The sequence below is a fragment of the Enterobacter sp. KB-280D8 genome (assembly GCF_041399405.1).
GTDB classification, from domain to species: domain Bacteria; phylum Pseudomonadota; class Gammaproteobacteria; order Enterobacterales; family Enterobacteriaceae; genus Enterobacter; species Enterobacter cloacae_N.
In genome coordinates, this window is record NZ_JBGKEC010000004.1 from 71,986 (window position 1) to 86,794 (window position 14,809).

General features: G+C 55.7%; 13 protein-coding genes. 5 read left to right on the forward strand and 8 right to left on the reverse strand.

Annotated elements, in window-relative coordinates:
* Window positions 1-3: 3 nt before the first annotated feature.
* From AB8818_RS13335 to AB8818_RS13350, 4 genes are all read right to left on the reverse strand, one after another.
* Window positions 4-1,251: a polysaccharide deacetylase family protein gene (locus tag AB8818_RS13335; protein ID WP_116342560.1), complete on the reverse strand. Its 1,248-nt coding sequence runs from the start codon at window positions 1,249-1,251 to the stop codon at window positions 4-6.
* 63 nt (window positions 1,252-1,314) lie between these two features.
* Window positions 1,315-1,755: a PTS sugar transporter subunit IIA gene (locus AB8818_RS13340; RefSeq protein WP_116342558.1), complete on the reverse strand. Its 441-nt coding sequence runs from the start codon at window positions 1,753-1,755 to the stop codon at window positions 1,315-1,317.
* A gap of 104 nt (window positions 1,756-1,859) precedes the next feature.
* Window positions 1,860-2,630, reverse strand: a complete 771-nt coding sequence (locus AB8818_RS13345) for an ABC transporter permease (protein WP_023334536.1) — start codon at window positions 2,628-2,630, stop codon at window positions 1,860-1,862.
* Window positions 2,627-3,553 (reverse strand): ABC transporter ATP-binding protein, encoded by a 927-nt coding sequence (locus AB8818_RS13350; protein ID WP_116342556.1) that lies wholly within the window; start codon window positions 3,551-3,553, stop codon window positions 2,627-2,629. Before AB8818_RS13350 ends, AB8818_RS13345 begins: the two co-directional genes overlap by 4 nt.
* A 107-nt stretch (window positions 3,554-3,660) precedes the next feature.
* Between AB8818_RS13350 and can the strand changes: the two genes are divergently transcribed.
* On the forward strand, window positions 3,661-4,323 hold the full coding sequence (gene can / locus AB8818_RS13355; RefSeq protein WP_014882586.1) for a carbonate dehydratase: 663 nt from the start codon (window positions 3,661-3,663) through the stop codon (window positions 4,321-4,323).
* Window positions 4,324-4,388: 65 nt separating this feature from the next.
* Here the strand turns inward: can and hpt are convergent, their stop codons facing one another.
* Window positions 4,389-4,925: a hypoxanthine phosphoribosyltransferase gene (gene hpt, locus AB8818_RS13360; RefSeq protein ID WP_014882585.1), complete on the reverse strand. Its 537-nt coding sequence runs from the start codon at window positions 4,923-4,925 to the stop codon at window positions 4,389-4,391.
* Between the two features lie 208 nt (window positions 4,926-5,133).
* Between hpt and AB8818_RS13365 the strand changes: the two genes are divergently transcribed.
* Window positions 5,134-7,524 (forward strand): glucose/quinate/shikimate family membrane-bound PQQ-dependent dehydrogenase, encoded by a 2,391-nt coding sequence (locus AB8818_RS13365; protein ID WP_116342554.1) that lies wholly within the window; start codon window positions 5,134-5,136, stop codon window positions 7,522-7,524.
* A gap of 84 nt (window positions 7,525-7,608) precedes the next feature.
* Here the strand turns inward: AB8818_RS13365 and cueO are convergent, their stop codons facing one another.
* Window positions 7,609-9,177, reverse strand: coding sequence for a multicopper oxidase CueO (gene cueO, locus AB8818_RS13370; RefSeq protein WP_192982018.1), 1,569 nt, complete (start codon window positions 9,175-9,177; stop codon window positions 7,609-7,611).
* 145 nt (window positions 9,178-9,322) lie between these two features.
* Here cueO and AB8818_RS13375 point away from each other — a divergent pair, with 145 nt between their 5' ends.
* The 3 genes from AB8818_RS13375 to speD all read left to right on the forward strand — a co-directional run bounded on the left by AB8818_RS13375 (window position 9,323) and on the right by speD (window position 11,450).
* Window positions 9,323-9,670, forward strand: a complete 348-nt coding sequence (locus tag AB8818_RS13375) for a YacC family pilotin-like protein (protein WP_014882582.1) — start codon at window positions 9,323-9,325, stop codon at window positions 9,668-9,670.
* Between the two features lie 115 nt (window positions 9,671-9,785).
* Complete coding sequence (gene speE / locus AB8818_RS13380; RefSeq protein WP_028015536.1) at window positions 9,786-10,655, forward strand: polyamine aminopropyltransferase; 870 nt, start codon at window positions 9,786-9,788, stop codon at window positions 10,653-10,655.
* A complete protein-coding gene (gene speD / locus AB8818_RS13385; protein WP_013095609.1) occupies window positions 10,656-11,450 on the forward strand; it encodes an adenosylmethionine decarboxylase in 795 nt (264 codons plus the stop codon).
* Between the two features lie 30 nt (window positions 11,451-11,480).
* Here the strand turns inward: speD and yacL are convergent, their stop codons facing one another.
* Window positions 11,481-11,843 carry a protein YacL gene (gene yacL, locus AB8818_RS13390; RefSeq protein ID WP_116342548.1) on the reverse strand — a complete coding sequence of 121 codons (363 nt, stop codon included), beginning with the start codon at window positions 11,841-11,843 and terminating at the stop codon, window positions 11,481-11,483.
* Window positions 11,844-12,033: 190 nt separating this feature from the next.
* Entirely contained in the window at window positions 12,034-14,631 is a 2,598-nt protein-coding gene (gene acnB / locus AB8818_RS13395) for a bifunctional aconitate hydratase 2/2-methylisocitrate dehydratase (protein ID WP_192982015.1), read from the reverse strand.
* Window positions 14,632-14,809 lie beyond the last annotated feature (178 nt).

Genomic DNA, 14,809 nt, shown 5'->3' on the forward strand with positions numbered 1-14,809 from the left:
TCGTTACCCCTGCGGCTGATTGCTGATCAGCCGCGACATGGTCTCCAGAGAATCCGTTCTTAATATATACAAACGCTTCAGTAAGAACGGATTATCCCCCGGCTTCACCTTCCCTTTCACTGTGGTCACCGCAAGATGAAAACCGGCGTCGTTCGCCGCCTTGATCGCTTTATTGTCGTAGCCACCAAACGGATAGGAAAGGTACAGCACGCGCGGATTAAACTGCGACAACGCGCGACGAGAACGTTCAAAATCAAACAGGATCACGTGATAGCTGCGGCTCAGCAAGATCGGGTGTTTATACCCGTCGACGCGATGCAGGAAGTGAGTATGAGACTGAATGTCGAACACGTCCTGAATGCCCTTAATTTCCTGAACGCTCATAAACTGCAGCGATTTCGGGTCCCACTTCTGCGGATGGCCTTTAATTCGTGAGGAAATGATAAACGCCGTCGCGTTGAAGCCATATTGTTTCAGAACCGGATACGCGTAGCGGCTCACCGACTTCAGGCCGTCGTCAAAGGTAATCACCACCGCCTTTGCTGGCAGGTTCATCCTGTTACGCACGTAGCCTTCCAGCTGGTACATCGTCAGCGTGGTGTACCCCTGGTCGCGAAGCCAGGTCATCTGGTTGCTGAACGCGCGTACGCTGGTGGTCGTGGAAGTATGACGAAAACGGGTGTTCTCCTCATCTCGCAGAATATGGTGGTAGGTCAGAACCGGAATGCCGTTATCTTCCTGCGCATCCAGGCTGCTGATCCACGCCAGACGATTGCCAATGCGGATCTGAAACCAGGTCTGATTCAGACGGTCTTTAAGTTTGTTCAGAATGGGATAACGCAGGTTGGCGCTAAGGGTGCCAAAAGGCGCACTTCCGCTGCTGGGCGCGTTATAGACGGGCGTATCTTTCCAGGTAATGAGGTTCTGGTTACTGAGCGGCTTGTTCAGATCGCCCAGGCTGTCCTCAACGCGCTGTTTGCCCTGCACTTTCTCAAGGTGATCTTTATCGATAAACCCCGTGCCGAATCCGAAGCGAAATTCATAATAATCCGCCGCAGCGGGAAAGACCGCGAGGATCTGCCCGGCGCGAATATTGCCTACGTTAACCACCTCGTTCCCCACCTGGGCCCAGATGGCCGCATCCTCAGTGGTTTGCATATATTGAGCAGGAAGCCCTTGCTGGCTTATCAGGCTGGCAGACGCCCCGCCGGAAACCAGCAGCAAAAGGAGAAAGATAACGCGCATGAACATAGGATATTAATCGACACAGGAAATCAGTCGCCATTGTAGCAAAAGCGACATCAATACCAATGTTTAATGCTTATACAGATCGTGAAGCAGAACGAAAGGCGGGTTCTTCTGCTGCTGGTGCCACAGGCTGCTCACTTCCGGCAGCCCCTCTGCCACGATGGCGTGACGAAACTCGGCGCTGCTTAATGAGGCACGAAGCGGATACACGGTTTCGAGTAAAGGCAGGCTGATACCGGAGATCACTTCACAGTTATCATGCTTGTGGCTCAGTAACGCCGCGGCCCGGTAAGGCGCGGCCCCGGATTTATCGGTAAGAAAAATGACCCCATCACCGGTGTCCGTTTCATGCAGGGCATCGCACATCATCCGGCTGAGCATGTTGGTGCTCAACCCGCGCCAGTAATTTACCGCCCGGCATTGCGCCAGCGGGCCAAATCTGGCCTCAAGCTTGTCCAGCATTTCCTGCGCCTGTTCATCGTGGCAGGTAATAACCCATCCCAGCATAACTCTCTCCTTAGCAGGCAAGTAGTTTAGCGAAGTGAAGGTTTGCTTACGGTGATAACTGTCAAAGAAAGTGCCCGGCAACCAGAACGTCGCCGGGCAGGAGGCTAACTGCGCAGACCGCGCCCACGCTGGATCAGATACCAGCACAGCAGGTAGAAGGCGATGATGAACACCACCAGCACCGCCACCGTGGTAAACAGCGGCACATCGGTAATGCCGAGGAAGCCAAAGCGGAAACCGCTGATCATGTAGACAATCGGGTTCAGGTGCGACAGCGCCTGCCAGAACGGTGGCAGCAGCGTCAGGGAGTAGAACACCCCGCCGAGATAGGTCAGCGGCGTCAGCACGAAGGTCGGGATCAGGCTGATGTCGTCAAACGTTTTGGCGAATACCGCGTTCAGCAGACCGGCCAGCGAAAACAGGATCGCCGTCAGGAGCAGCGTGAGCGCGACAAACAGCCACGAGTGTACCTGGAACGGGACGAAGAACAGCGAAATCGCCGTGACCAGGATCCCTACGCACAGCCCGCGCGCCACGCCGCCACCCACGTAACCGGCGATGATGACGTGCGTCGGCACCGGTGCCACCAGCAGTTCTTCAATGTTGCGCTGGAATTTGGCGCTAAAGAACGACGACGCCACGTTGGCGTAGGCGTTGGTGATCACCGCCATCATGATCAGACCCGGTACGATAAACTGCATGTAGGTAAAGCCGTGCATTTCACCAATGCGGGAGCCAATCAGGTTACCAAAGATAATGAAATAGAGCGTCATAGTGATGACCGGCGGCACCAGGGTTTGCACCCAGATACGCATAAAGCGGTTAATCTCTTTCGCCCAGATGCTCTTCAGCGCGACCCAGTAAAGATGCGTCATGCCTTGTCTCCTTGTTTATCCTGCACCAGAGAGACAAACAGCTCTTCCAGTCGGTTCGCTTTATTACGCATACTTAATACCTGAATCCCCTGCGCGCTCAGCTGCGAGAACACACTGTTGATCCCCTGCTCGCGCAGCACTTCCACTTCCAGCGTCGAGGTATCTACCAGGCGATACTGGTACCCTTCAAGCTTCGGTAGCGGGCTTTTTGCCGCCAGATCGAGAATAAAGGTTTCTGATTTCAGCTTGGAGAGCAGATCCTTCATCGAGGTGTTTTCCACCAGCTCGCCGTGCTGAATGATGCCGATGTTGCGGCACAGCATTTCAGCCTCTTCCAGATAGTGGGTGGTCAGAATGATGGTAGTTCCCTTGTCGTTGAGATCTTTCAGGAAGCCCCACATGGAACGACGAAGTTCGATATCGACACCCGCAGTCGGTTCATCGAGGATCAGCAGCTTTGGCTCGTGCATCAGCGCACGGGCAATCATCAGGCGGCGCTTCATCCCGCCGGACAACATCCGCGCACGCTCGTTACGTTTTTCCCAGAGATCGAGCTGCCTGAGGTATTTTTCGCTGCGCTCCAGCGCCTCTTTACGCTCAACGCCGTAATAACCCGCCTGGTTAACGACAATCTGCTGCACCGTCTCAAACGGGTTGAAGTTAAACTCCTGCGGTACCAGCCCCAACTGACGCTTGGCGTTGACCACATCTTTTTGCAGATCGTATCCGAACACGCTGACGCGGCCGGAGGATTTGTTCACCAGCGAACTGATGATCCCGATGGTGGTGGATTTCCCCGCCCCGTTCGGCCCCAGAAGCGCGTAAAAATCACCGGCCTCTACTTTTAGATCTATCCCGCGTAGCGCCTGAACGCCCCCCGGATAGGTTTTTTTAAGCTGCTCAAGCTCCAGTGCAATTGCCATGAATTTAACTTACCTTCAGTTCTTACACACGTTGTGTGGTTTCATTAAAAGTCGGGTTACCCTATAGTAGCGCAACGCAATTACTTGGTTACAGGTCGCTAACCTCCATGAACGACATAGATACACTCATTAGCAACAATGCACTATGGTCAAAAATGCTGGTGGAGGAAGACCCCGGATTTTTTGGAAAACTGGCGCAAGCCCAAAACCCGCGCTTTCTCTGGATTGGCTGTTCCGACAGCCGCGTACCTGCGGAACGCCTGACCGGCCTTGAGCCCGGCGAACTGTTTGTTCACCGCAACGTCGCCAACCTGGTGATTCATACCGATCTCAACTGTCTTTCCGTGGTTCAGTATGCCGTTGACGTTCTGGAAGTCGAGCACATCATTATTTGCGGCCACTACGGCTGCGGCGGCGTGCAGGCGGCGGTTGAAAATCCGGAACTGGGATTGATTGATAACTGGCTGCTGCACATCCGCGATATCTGGTTCAAACATAGTTCACTGCTCGGCGAAATGCCGCAGGAGCGACGCATGGACACCCTGTGCGAGCTCAACGTGATGGAGCAGGTGTATAACCTTGGGCATTCGACCATCATGCAGTCGGCGTGGAAACGCGGGCAGAAGGTTTCAATTCACGGCTGGGCGTACGGTATTCACGATGGGCTGCTGCGCAATCTGGAAGTCACCGCCACTAACCGCGAAACGCTGGAGCAGCGCTACCGTTCGGGGATTGCCAACCTCAAGCTTAAGCATGTGAACCATAAATAAACAAAACCGGGGGTTTTCACCCTCTCCCCGTGGGAGAGGGCTGGGATGAGGGCATCAGCCCGCTATTACTCGTCCAGCAATACCACTTTCCCGACATACGGCAGATGACGATAACGCTGCGCGTAGTCAATGCCGTAACCGACGACGAATTCGTCCGGAATCGAGAAACCGACAAACTCCACCGGCACCTGCACTTCACGGCGGTCAGGTTTATCCAGCAAAGTACAAATCGCCAGAGATTTTGGCTCACGCAGGCTCAGGATCTCGCGCACTTTTGACAGCGTGTTGCCTGAGTCAATAATGTCTTCAACGATCAACACATCTTTGCCACGAATATCTTCATCCAGATCTTTCAGGATTTTCACATCACGGGTTGTGGACATGCCGCTGCCGTAGCTGGAGGCGGTCATAAAATCGACCTCGTGCGGCACCTGCACTTCACGGCACAGGTCTGCCATGAACATGAAAGAGCCACGCAACAGGCCCACCAGCACCATTTCGCTGCCGCTGTCCTTGTAATGTTCGGTGATTTGACGACCCAGTTCGGCGATACGCGCTTTGATCTCGGCTTCCGGGATCATCACTTCAACAGTATGTTTCATATTACTAACCATATGATTTTAATGAAAATCTCTCAATGCAGGTGAATGTATTTCCGGCATCGATACGCAAGCCAGCCATTATACCAGCAAATGGATAACCCTGGCGCATGAGTTATAAAAAGCAAATATTGTGATTCCGATCACACTTGTTAATACCTATAATTAGTTGCTAGCAAATTATTAACAAAAACTGACGAGTACACTTTCTATGGCTGAAACAAACTCTAAACAGCCGCGTCTACTGGTGACACTAACAGCGCTATTCGCCGCCTTCTGCGGCCTGTACCTGTTAATCGGTGGCGTCTGGCTGGTCGCGATCGGCGGCTCCTGGTACTACCCGATTGCGGGCCTGGTTATGCTTGGCGTAACCGTCCTGCTCTGGCGTAGAAAACAATCCGCACTGTGGCTCTATGCCGCACTGCTCCTCGCCACGATGATCTGGGGCGTCTGGGAAGTCGGCTTCGACTTCTGGGCGCTGACCCCGCGCAGCGACATCCTGGTCTTCTTCGGTATCTGGCTGATCCTGCCGTTTGTCTGGCGTCGCCTGATTGTCCCTTCCAGCGGTGCCGTTGCGGCGCTGGTGGTAGCGCTGTTAATCAGCGGCGGCATCCTGACATGGGCAGGTTTTAACGACCCACAGGAGATCAACGGTACGCTGAACGCGGAATCCACGCCTGCGGCAGCTATCTCTCAGGTGGCGGACGGCGACTGGCCGGCCTATGGTCGTAACCAGGAAGGTCAACGCTACTCCCCGCTGAAGCAGATCAACGCGGACAACGTTAAAAACCTGAAGGAAGCCTGGGTATTCCGTACCGGCGACCTGAAGATGCCAAACGATCCGGGCGAGCTGACCAATGAAGTGACCCCGATTAAAGTGGGCAACATGCTCTACCTGTGTACGGCGCACCAGCGTCTGTTTGCGCTCGACGCGGCCACCGGTAAAGAGAAATGGCACTTCGATCCGCAGCTGAACTCCAACCCGTCCTTCCAGCATGTCACCTGCCGTGGCGTTTCTTACCACGAAGCGCGTGCCGATAATGCCAGCCCGGAAGTGATTGCCGACTGCCCGCGCCGCATTATGCTGCCGGTGAACGATGGCCGTCTGTTCGCCATCAACGCAGAAACGGGCAAGCTGTGTGAAACCTTTGCCAACAAAGGCATCCTGAATCTGCAGACCAACATGCCGGACACCACGCCGGGTCTGTATGAGCCAACCTCGCCGCCAATCATCACCGATAAAACCATCGTGATTGCCGGTTCGGTAACGGATAACTTCTCCACGCGTGAAACCTCCGGCGTTATCCGCGGTTTCGACGTGAACACCGGTAAACTGCTGTGGGCCTTCGACCCGGGCGCGAAAGATCCAAACGCGATCCCGTCGGACGAGCACACCTTTACCTTCAACTCGCCAAACTCCTGGGCGCCAGCCGCGTATGACGCGAAGCTGGACCTGGTCTATCTGCCAATGGGCGTGACCACGCCGGATATCTGGGGCGGTAACCGTACGCCGGAGCAGGAACGTTATGCGAGCGCTATCGTGGCGCTGAACGCGACCACCGGTAAGCTGGCGTGGAGCTACCAGACCGTTCACCACGATCTGTGGGATATGGATATGCCGTCCCAGCCGACGCTGGCCGACATTACCGTAAACGGCAAAACCGTGCCGGTCATTTACGCTCCGGCCAAGACGGGCAACATCTTCGTCCTGGATCGCAGCAACGGTAAGCTGGTTGTGCCGGCACCGGAAAAACCGGTTCCGCAGGGCGCGGCTAAAGGCGATTACGTCAGCAAAACCCAGCCGTTCTCTGACCTGAGCTTCCGTCCGAAGAAAGACCTCAGCGGTGCAGACATGTGGGGTGCCACCATGTTTGACCAGCTGGTGTGCCGCGTGATGTTCCATCAGCTGCGCTATGAAGGCATCTTCACGCCGCCGTCTGAGCAGGGCACGCTGGTCTTCCCGGGTAACCTGGGGATGTTCGAGTGGGGCGGTATCTCCGTTGACCCGAACCGTCAGGTGGCGATTGCCAACCCAATGGCGCTGCCGTTCGTTTCTCGTCTGATCCCACGCGGTCCGGGCAATCCGATGGAGCAGCCGAAAGACGCGAAAGGCAGCGGTACCGAAGCCGGTATTCAGCCGCAGTATGGCGTGCCGTTTGGCGTGACCCTGAACCCGTTCCTCTCTCCGTTTGGTCTGCCGTGTAAACAGCCGGCCTGGGGTTACATCTCCGGTCTGGATCTGAAAACCAACCAGATCGTCTGGAAAAAACGTATTGGTACGCCACAGGACAGCATGCCGTTCCCGATGCCGGTTCCGGTGCCGTTCAATATGGGTATGCCAATGCTGGGTGGCCCTATCTCCACCGCCGGTAACGTGCTGTTCATCGCGGCAACCGCAGATAACTATCTGCGCGCGTACAACATGACCAACGGTGAAAAACTGTGGCAGGGCCGTCTGCCGGCCGGTGGACAGGCAACGCCGATGACCTATGAAGTGAATGGCAAGCAGTACGTTGTCATCTCTGCGGGTGGTCACGGCTCGTTTGGCACGAAGATGGGCGATTATATTGTCGCGTACGCATTGCCGGACGAAGGCAAATAAAAGCAAAACGGCAACTTCGGTTGCCGTTTTTGTGTTTGTTCCCTCTCCCCGTGGGAGAGGGTGAGGGCATCAGGCCGCTCTGCTTTAAACCGTGAACCCCAGCATCATCCCCGTATCTTCGTGCTCCAGCAGATGACAGTGGGCCATATAGGCAAACTCTTTAGGCGCGTCGTGGTCAAACTTCACCAGCACCTCGCTGACGCCGCCTTCTACTCTCACCGTATCTTTCCAGCCTGCGCGATGCGCATCCGGCGCTTTGCCGTTCTCAGAAAGAATGCGGAACTGGGTACCGTGGATGTGGAACGGGTGCAGCATCATGTCGCCTTCGCCTGAAATCACCCAGCGCTCAAACTGACCTTTAGTGGCAGCAAACATCGGCGCGTTCATGTCGAACGCTTTGCCGTTGATCGTGTTGGCGTTGTGGAAATCGAACCCGTGACCACCGTGATCCATGTTCCCCATGCCGCCCATTTTGCCGTGATCCATATTCATATGGCCCATCATCTGCCCGTGGTGCATCCCCGCCATCGCCTGATTGCCATACTTCTTCATCAGCGCCTGCATGCCCATCATGTCCAGCATCGGATCCATGGCAAGCTGAAGCTTGCGCTGCGTAAGGCCATCCAACGACGGGAGAGCAGGCAGCGTGGCTAAGGTGTCCGGCAGCGTACCAGAGGCCGTGACCTGTAGCGGCTGAATGCGCAGCACCGGATGCGGTTTATCAAACGGCGCAACCGCCATCCCCATCTGGCTGACCGGCAGCGTTACCAGGTCGAACGGCTTGCCGTTGCTGATGTCCACCAGCACTTCGAAGCGTTCGCCCATGAGCATCGGCAGCTCGCTCACCTTCACCGGCTCCGGCAGCAGGCCGCCGTCGCTCGCCACGACATACAGCGGGCGCTTATCGCTGGCAGCAAAATTCAGCGAACGCGCGTTACAGCCGTTAAGCAGACGTAAACGCAGCCAGCCTTTCGGCGCGGCATGCTGCGGATAGATCGCGCCGTTGGCCAGCAGCGTATCGCCGAACCAGCCGACCGCCGCGCTCATCACGTCCAGCAGATAGTCAATCTGGCCGTCCGCGGTGAATTTTTTGTCCTGCACAATCACCGGCACGTCGTCGATGCCCCACTGTTTCGGCAGACGCAGCAGGCGGCTATCGTCGTCTTCAATCAGCACCAGCCCCGCCAGCCCCATCGCTACCTGATGGCCCGTTTTTCCATGCTGATGCGGGTGGAACCAGCAGGTCGCCGCGCGCTGGTCAGGCGTAAAGGTGACGCTACGTTTGCCACCGGCCTTGATAACCCCCTGCGGTCCACCGTCTACTTCGCCCGGTACTTCGAGCCCGTGCCAGTGCAGAGTGGTCTCTTCAGCGAGCGTGTTGTGGATATCCACCGTCACCGCCTTCCCTTTACGTAACTGAAGCGCCGGACCGAGCAAATTGCCGTTATAGCCCCACGTCGTAGCGTTGTTCTCGCCGAACGTCGTTTTACCGGCCTGAACAACAAGCTGGATACGGCTGCGGGCGTCAGCGGTCAGTAAGTCAGGGATGGGTAAGGCAGGCCTGTCAGCCGCAAAAACCGCGCGGCTCCAGAGTGGTAATGCGCTGGCAGCCCCCAGCACAGCGGAATATTTTAAAAAATCACGACGTTGCATGTTCATTTCCTTATTTCCAGCAGGCGATCTTTTGAGCATAAACCCTCCCCTTACCGGAAGGTCAAGTAAAGCGGCAATAATAAAGATCGTCGCACTGGCATCAAGTATGCTAACGTTAATTTTCCGTGAAGAAGTGGTAGAAGCAATGAAGACGTTTTTCAGGACAATTTTGTTCGGAAGCCTGATGGCAATGTGTGCGAACAGCTATGCGCTCAGTGAAAATGAAGCGGAAGATATGGCCGATTTAACGGCGGTTTTTGTATTCCTGAAAAATGATTGTGGCTACCAGAATTTACCCAACGGGCAAATTCGCCGCGCGCTGGTCTTTTTCGCCCAGCAAAACCAGTGGGATCTCAGCAACTACGACAGCTTTGACATGAAGGCGCTCGGTGAAGACAGCTACCGCGACTTGAGCGGTATTGGCATTCCCACGGCTAAAAAATGCAAAGCGCTGGCTCGCGATTCGCTCAGCCTGCTCGCCTACGTGAAATAACCTTCCCAACGCCCCCTGTTGAACCTATAACCGTGCAACCACGGTTATAGTTAGCTATCATGTTTCGCTCATTTTTTATGAGCGTTACGGAAGTTAACAAAGGAGGAGTCCGCGTATGGCCGACCACACGTTGTGGCATGAAACACTGCATGACCAGTTTGGTCAGTACTTTGCCGTTGATAACGTGCTCTATCATGAGAAAACCGATCACCAGGATCTCATCATTTTCGAAAATGCCGCCTTTGGCCGCGTGATGGCGCTGGACGGCGTCGTGCAAACGACCGAGCGCGACGAATTTATCTATCATGAAATGATGACCCACGTTCCGCTGCTGGCCCACGGTCACGCGAAGCATGTCCTGATTATCGGCGGCGGCGACGGCGCAATGCTGCGCGAGGTTTCCCGTCATCGGTCCATTGAAACCATCACCATGGTGGAGATCGATGCAGGCGTGGTCTCGTTCTGCCGTCAGTATCTGCCCAACCACAATGCTGGCAGCTATGACGACCCGCGTTTTAATCTGGTCATTGACGACGGCGTTAACTTCGTTAACCAGACCACGCAGACCTTCGACGTCATTATCTCCGACTGTACCGACCCCATCGGCCCCGGCGCGTCGCTGTTTACCTCCTCGTTCTACGAAGGCTGCAAGCGCTGCCTGAACCCTGGCGGTATCTTCGTCGCGCAAAATGGCGTCTGCTTCCTGCAGCAGGATGAAGCCCTCGACAGCCATCGTAAGCTGAGCACCTATTTCGGCGACGTCAGCTTCTATCAGGCGGCCATTCCGACGTACTACGGCGGGATCATGACCTTTGCCTGGGCGACGGATAACGACGTGCTGCGCCATCTCTCCACCGAAATTATTCAGGCCCGCTTCCATCAGGCCGGTCTCACGTGTCGGTACTACAACCCGGCCATTCATACCGCAGCGTTTGCTCTGCCGCAGTACCTGCAAGACGCATTATCCACTAAGGGGGTGAGCTAATTGAAAAAGCTTAAACTGCATGGCTTTAACAACCTGACCAAAAGCCTGAGTTTTTGTATTTACGATATCTGCTATGCCAAAACAGCGGAAGAACGCGATGGTTACATCGCCTATATCGACGAACTCTACAACGCCAACCGTCTGACCGAGATCCTGTCAGAAACCTGCTCGATCATCGGTGCGAACATCCTGAACATCGCCCGACAAGATTATGAACCTCAGGGTGCCAGCGTGACCATTCTTGTCAGCGAAGAGCCGGTCGACCCAAAGCTAATCGACAAAACTGAACACCCGGGCCCGCTGCCGGAAGTGGTCGTCGCCCACCTGGACAAAAGCCATATCTGCGTGCACACCTACCCGGAAAGCCACCCGGAAGGCGGGCTGTGCACGTTCCGCGCGGATATTGAGGTGTCGACCTGCGGCGTGATTTCCCCGCTGAACGCGCTGAACTATTTAATCCACCAGCTGGAATCGGACATCGTCACGATTGATTATCGCGTGCGCGGTTTCACCCGCGATATCAACGGCATGAAGCACTTCATCGACCACGAGATCAACTCCATTCAGAACTTTATGTCCGAGGACATGAAATCGCTGTACGACATGATGGACGTGAACGTGTATCAGGAAAACATCTTCCATACCAAAATGTTGCTTAAAGAGTTCGACCTTAAGCACTACATGTTCCACACAAAGCCGGAAGATTTAAGCGAAGAAGAGCGCAAGGTCATCACCGACCTGCTCTGGAAAGAGATGCGCGAAATCTACTACGGCCGCAATATTCCGGCCGTGTAAGTGTTGCCCGGAGCAGGGATGCTTCGGGAGTTACTTCTGTTTCATGAACTCACGGTAGGCATTCACGACCTGCAGGAAGTCTTCCACGCCGCACAGCGACAGGCTCTCTTCGTCGTAGTAGCTCATCCCCTCTTCCATCTCGTCACCTGAAAACTCGAGCTGGTTAGCGCGCACCATCACCTCTTCGCCATCCATCCACAGCGTGTATTCATGTCCGGCGCGTTGCCAGGAGCGTTCACTGCCTTTTACCGTCTTCGCCGCCTGTTCGACTTCATCCAGCAGCGCGAGGTTCTCTTTCACCTCTTCGTTAAACCAGTGTCCAACGGCTTCGTGCCCCATCGACATACGCACTTTCACCACGCCGGTGATGTCGCGCAGAAATTCGTAATCCATAGCATTTTCCTCTGCAAAGCCATTAGGGTAATTATCGCAGGAGAGAGGAAGAAAAAAAGCGGGAGAGGTGGGAGGAATGAAAATAAAAAGGTGAGAGCAAGATCCTGCGGCCTGATGCCCTCACCCCGTCCCTCTCCCACGGGAGAGGGTGCAAACACTAAAAACCGTCTCGTAGAGACGGTTTTGCTGTTTATACTGCCGTCTGGAAGATAACCCCGTCGGCCTTCTCGGTGTACTGAGAGAGCTGGTCGAAGTTCAGATAGCGGTAGGTATCCACCGCCGTCTTATCCACCTGAGCCACGAAGGTCTGGTACTCTTCCGGCGTTGGCAGTTTGCCAATCAGCGCCGCAACCGCCGCCAGCTCCGCAGAGGCCAGGTAGACGTTCGCACCGGTACCTAAACGGTTCGGGAAGTTACGGGTTGAGGTGGAGACCACCGTCGCACCGTCGGCCACGCGCGCCTGGTTACCCATACACAGGGAACAGCCAGGGATTTCGATACGCGCGCCGCTCTTACCAAACACGCTGTAGTAGCCCTCTTCGGTCAGCTGAGCCGCGTCCATACGGGTTGGCGGAGCCACCCACAGGCGGGTCGGCAGCTGGCCTTTGTGGGTATCCAGCAGCTTACCGGCAGCACGGAAGTGGCCGATGTTGGTCATGCAGGAGCCGATGAACACTTCGTCGATCTTATCGCCCTGTACGTCAGAGAGCAGACGCGCATCGTCCGGATCGTTCGGTGCACACAGGATTGGCTCTTTGATATCCGCCAGATCGATGTCGATCACCGCCGCGTATTCTGCGTCTGCGTCGGCTTCCAGCAGCTGTGGATCCGCCAGCCATTTTTCCATGCCCTGAATACGACGCTCCAGCGTACGACGGTCGCCGTAGCCTTCCGCAATCATCCACTTCAGCAGCACAATGTTGGAGGTCAGATACTCAACAATCGGCTCTTTGTTCAGCTTGATGGTACAGCCCGCCGCAGAACGCTCGGCGGAGGCATCGGTCAGCTCGAACGCCTGCTCCACTTTCAGATCCGGCAGACCTTCAATTTCCAGGATACGGCCGGAGAAGATGTTTTTCTTCCCTTTCTTCTCAACGGTCAGCAGGCCCTGTTTAATCGCATACAGCGGGATCGCGTGAACCAGGTCGCGCAGGGTGATGCCCGGCTGCATTTTACCTTTGAAGCGCACCAGCACCGACTCAGGCATGTCCAGCGGCATTACGCCGGTCGCCGCAGCAAACGCCACCAGACCGGAGCCCGCCGGGAAGGAGATACCGATTGGGAAACGGGTGTGGGAGTCACCGCCGGTACCGACGGTATCCGGCAGAAGCATGCGGTTCAGCCAGGAGTGAATCACGCCGTCACCCGGACGCAGAGAAACGCCGCCGCGGTTCATGATGAAGTCAGGCAGCGTGTGGTGCGTGGTTACGTCAACCGGCTTCGGATAGGCCGCCGTGTGGCAGAATGACTGCATTACCAGGTCAGACGAGAAGCCCAGGCACGCCAGGTCTTTCAGTTCGTCACGGGTCATTGGGCCCGTGGTGTCCTGAGAGCCCACGGAGGTCATCTTCGGCTCGCAGTACGCGCCAGGACGGATACCGGCAACGCCGCACGCGCGACCCACCATTTTCTGTGCCAGCGAGAAGCCGCGGTTGCTTTCCGCAACGTCTTTCGCGTGGCGGAAAACGTCCGAGTGCGGCAGACCCAGCGCTTCACGCGCTTTGGTGGTCAGGCCACGACCAATGATCAGCGGGATACGGCCACCGGCGCGCACTTCGTCGATCAGCACGTCAGTTTTCAGCTCGAAGCTTGCCAGCAGCTCGTTGGTCTCGTGGTTACGCACTTCGCCTTTGAACGGATAGACGTCAATCACGTCGCCCATGTTCAGGTTGCTCACATCCACTTCGATCGGCAGCGCGCCCGCATCTTCCATGGTGTTGAAGAAGATTGGCGCAATTTTGCCGCCGAGGCACAGGCCGCCGCCGCGCTTGTTTGGCACGTGCGGAATGTCGTCGCCCATGAACCACAGCACGGAGTTGGTGGCGGACTTACGGGAAGAGCCGGTACCGACAACGTCACCGACATAGGCCAGCGGGAAACCTTTCTTCTGAAGCGCTTCGATCTGTTTGATCGGGCCAACAACGCCTGGCTGATCCGGCTCAATGCCTTCACGGGCGTTTTTCAGCATCGCCAGGGCGTGCAGAGGAATATCCGGGCGAGACCACGCGTCCGGCGCCGGAGAGAGGTCATCGGTGTTGGTTTCACCGGTCACTTTAAAGACGGTCACGGTGATTTTTTCAGCGAGCGCAGGACGGTTCAGGAACCATTCGGCATCAGCCCAGGACTGCATCACCTGCTTCGCATAGACGTTGCCCGCTTTGGCTTTTTCTTCCACATCGTAGAAGTTATCGAACATCAGCAGCGTGGAAGAGAGCGCTTTCGCGGCAATCGGTGCCAGCTTGTCGTTATCCAGCGCGTCAATGAGCGGATGAATGTTGTAACCACCCTGCATGGTGCCGAGCAGTTCAATGGCTTTTTCAGGAGTAACCAGTGGGGAGGTGGCTTCGCCTTTGGCGATAGCAGCAAGGAATCCGGCTTTTACGTAGGCAGCTTCATCTACGCCAGGCGGTACGCGGTTGATCAGCAGATCTAACAGGAATTCTTCTTCGCCCTCAGGCGGGTTCTTCAGCAGCTCGACGAGCGCGGCCATTTGGGTTGCATCTAAAGGTTTGGGTACAATTCCCTCGGCGGCACGTTCTGCTACGTGCTTACAGTATTCTTCTAGCACGACGGTTCTCCTCGCTCTCATTGTCATATGCGGCGGGCGTTCTCTTCACGCTCCTGTGAGACAGCAGTTTGTAGGGTAAATGCCCGATACCGCGTCGGGCAGCATAGCAGGATTTCTGCACAGTGTTAATCCGTTTACAAAAAAGCAACATTAAAAAATTTGCTGAATCGTTAAGCAT

Bases quoted from the DNA above. Each gene is read 5' to 3' on its own strand.
- AB8818_RS13335 (WP_116342560.1), bottom strand. From the start codon at position 1,251: ATGTTCATGCGCGTTATCTTTCTCCTTTTGCTGCTGGTTTCCGGCGGG.
- AB8818_RS13340 (WP_116342558.1), bottom strand. From the start codon at position 1,755: ATGCTGGGATGGGTTATTACCTGCCACGATGAACAGGCGCAGGAAATG.
- AB8818_RS13345 (WP_023334536.1), bottom strand. From the start codon at position 2,630: ATGACGCATCTTTACTGGGTCGCGCTGAAGAGCATCTGGGCGAAAGAG.
- AB8818_RS13350 (WP_116342556.1), bottom strand. From the start codon at position 3,553: ATGGCAATTGCACTGGAGCTTGAGCAGCTTAAAAAAACCTATCCGGGG.
- can (WP_014882586.1), top strand. From the start codon at position 3,661: ATGAACGACATAGATACACTCATTAGCAACAATGCACTATGGTCAAAA.
- hpt (WP_014882585.1), bottom strand. From the start codon at position 4,925: ATGAAACATACTGTTGAAGTGATGATCCCGGAAGCCGAGATCAAAGCG.
- AB8818_RS13365 (WP_116342554.1), top strand. From the start codon at position 5,134: ATGGCTGAAACAAACTCTAAACAGCCGCGTCTACTGGTGACACTAACA.
- cueO (WP_192982018.1), bottom strand. From the start codon at position 9,177: ATGCAACGTCGTGATTTTTTAAAATATTCCGCTGTGCTGGGGGCTGCC.
- AB8818_RS13375 (WP_014882582.1), top strand. From the start codon at position 9,323: ATGAAGACGTTTTTCAGGACAATTTTGTTCGGAAGCCTGATGGCAATG.
- speE (WP_028015536.1), top strand. From the start codon at position 9,786: ATGGCCGACCACACGTTGTGGCATGAAACACTGCATGACCAGTTTGGT.
- yacL (WP_116342548.1), bottom strand. From the start codon at position 11,843: ATGGATTACGAATTTCTGCGCGACATCACCGGCGTGGTGAAAGTGCGT.